The following is a 1856-nucleotide window of genomic DNA, read 5'->3' on the forward strand; positions in this document are numbered from 1 at the left end:
AGCGACCCTGCCGCGACCACCCCGGTCCGCAGTCCGTTGGCGGCCTCCGCCAGGCGGGTCCGGTTACGGCGGAGGGCGTCCCCGAGCTCGCCGAGCCCGGTGTGGGCGCCCGCGTCCGCGACCACGATCGCGCCGTGTTGCTCCGGCCGGACGTGGCCCTCCTGTCCCCGTTGCCCGGTGTCGCCGAGAGCGGCGAGCACGTCCGTTGCCCGCCGAACCGGTCGCCGGGTCCTCGTGTCGACGAGGTGGAGTTCCTCTTCGACTCTGATCCATCGCTGTGCGTCGGTCATCATTCCCACGCTAAGGGAACGCGGGCGCACCCGCACCCGCAGCAGCTCCCCGCGCCCGGCGCGGGGGTCACCGCATGATCCACGTGTCCTTGCCGCCGCCGCCCCGCGAGGAGTTGACGATCATCGATCCCGCCGGCGCGACCCGGGTGAGCCCGGCCGGGACCGCGTGCGCGGTGGTCCTGCCCCCTTCGCGTCGGACGTGGGCGAACGCGCGGAGGTCCACGTGCCGGCGCTGCATCCGGGTCCCGTCGAAGGTCGGCAACGTGGACAGGGGCACGACCTCCTGGGCGATGAACCCCTCCGGCCGGGTGAGCAGGTCCTCCCGGCGGGCGGCCAGCTCCGCCTCCGAGCACTCCGGCCCGATGGTGATCCCGAGTCCGCCGTACCCGTCGATCGGCTTGACCACCAGCTCGCCGAGGCGGTCCAACACGAGGTCCCGCTGCGTCCGGTCGGCACACAGGTAGGTGGGGACCTGCTCGAGGATCGGGGTCTCCCCCAGGTAGAAGTCGATCATGGCGGGGACGGAGGCGTAGACGGCCTTGTCGTCGGCCACCCCGTTGCCGAGAGCGTTGGCGATGGTCAGGCGTCCGGCCCCGAGCGCGTCGAGCAGCCCGTCGCGCAGCGGGATGCCGTCGTCGCCCGGCGAGCTGAGGAGCATGTCCTCGTCTATCCGGGCGTACATGACGTCCACCCGGTGCAGATCGCGGCCCGCACGATAGTGCAGCACCCCGTCCCGGAAGGTGAGCCGGTCGGGCGTGACCAGCGGCAGTCCGGTGCGCTGCGCGATGAGTCGGTGCTCGAACCAGGCCGAGTCGGTCGGCCCGGAGGAGACGACCGCGAGCTGCGGCTCGTCCCCGGCGGCCGGCGGCGCGGCCGCCTCGAGCGTCTCGCGGATCATGCCGAACGCCTCGTCCGGCGCGTGGAGATCGAACCCGCCCGTGAGGTCGCCGAACAGGGAGGTGGTCATCTGTCGCAGGGCGTGGGAGAAGGCGATCCCGGAGGGCACCCGGACGTTGTCCTCCAGCACGAACCACGTGCCGTCGTCCCCGCACACCAGGTCGATCCCGCAGATGTGCGCCCGCGTCCGACCCGGCCGCTGTACGCGTCCCGTGCTGCGGTGACCGGGGGCGCGGTCCAGGGACTCGGGCGTCATGTGCCCCGCGCGCACGAACTCGCGCTGGCCGTAGATGTCGTCGAGGAAGGCGTCCAGGGCGCGGGCGCGCTGCTCCGTGCCGGCGGCCAGCACCCGCCACACTTCGGGCGAGATGATGCGGGGTACGAAGTCCATGGGGAACGCCTGGGGCCGCTCCTGTCCGGTGACCCGGAACGTCACCCCGGCCACCGAGGCCTCCTTCTCCGCCGTCACCTGTCGCGACCGGAGCCGCACGGTGCCCGCCCGGTCCAGGGCCGACATCACGGGAGCGTAGGCCTCACGGGGGGCACCCCCCTCCTCGACCGCCTCGTCCCAGCTCGGGTCGGCGTCGAGGCCCTCGATCGGTTCCTAGACGCCGAACAGTCGTGAGTGGGCATCGGGGACCGCCGACCGGGGACCGCTGATCCCGGCGG

The 1856-nt window shown here is 73.1% G+C and carries 1 protein-coding gene and 1 pseudogene; both read right to left on the reverse strand.

What is annotated here, in order from left to right:
• Nucleotides 1–290, reverse strand: a pseudogene (locus G6024_RS13890) (carboxylate--amine ligase/circularly permuted type 2 ATP-grasp protein); the annotation flags it as partial.
• Nucleotides 291–357: 67 nt separating this feature from the next.
• Nucleotides 358–1704 (reverse strand): circularly permuted type 2 ATP-grasp protein, encoded by a 1347-nt coding sequence (locus tag G6024_RS13895; RefSeq protein ID WP_235027916.1) that lies wholly within the window; start codon nt 1702–1704, stop codon nt 358–360.
• Nucleotides 1705–1856: the final 152 nt, after the last annotated feature.

It is taken from the genome of Dietzia maris (assembly GCF_014144855.1).
Lineage (GTDB): Bacteria > Actinomycetota > Actinomycetes > Mycobacteriales > Mycobacteriaceae > Dietzia > Dietzia kunjamensis.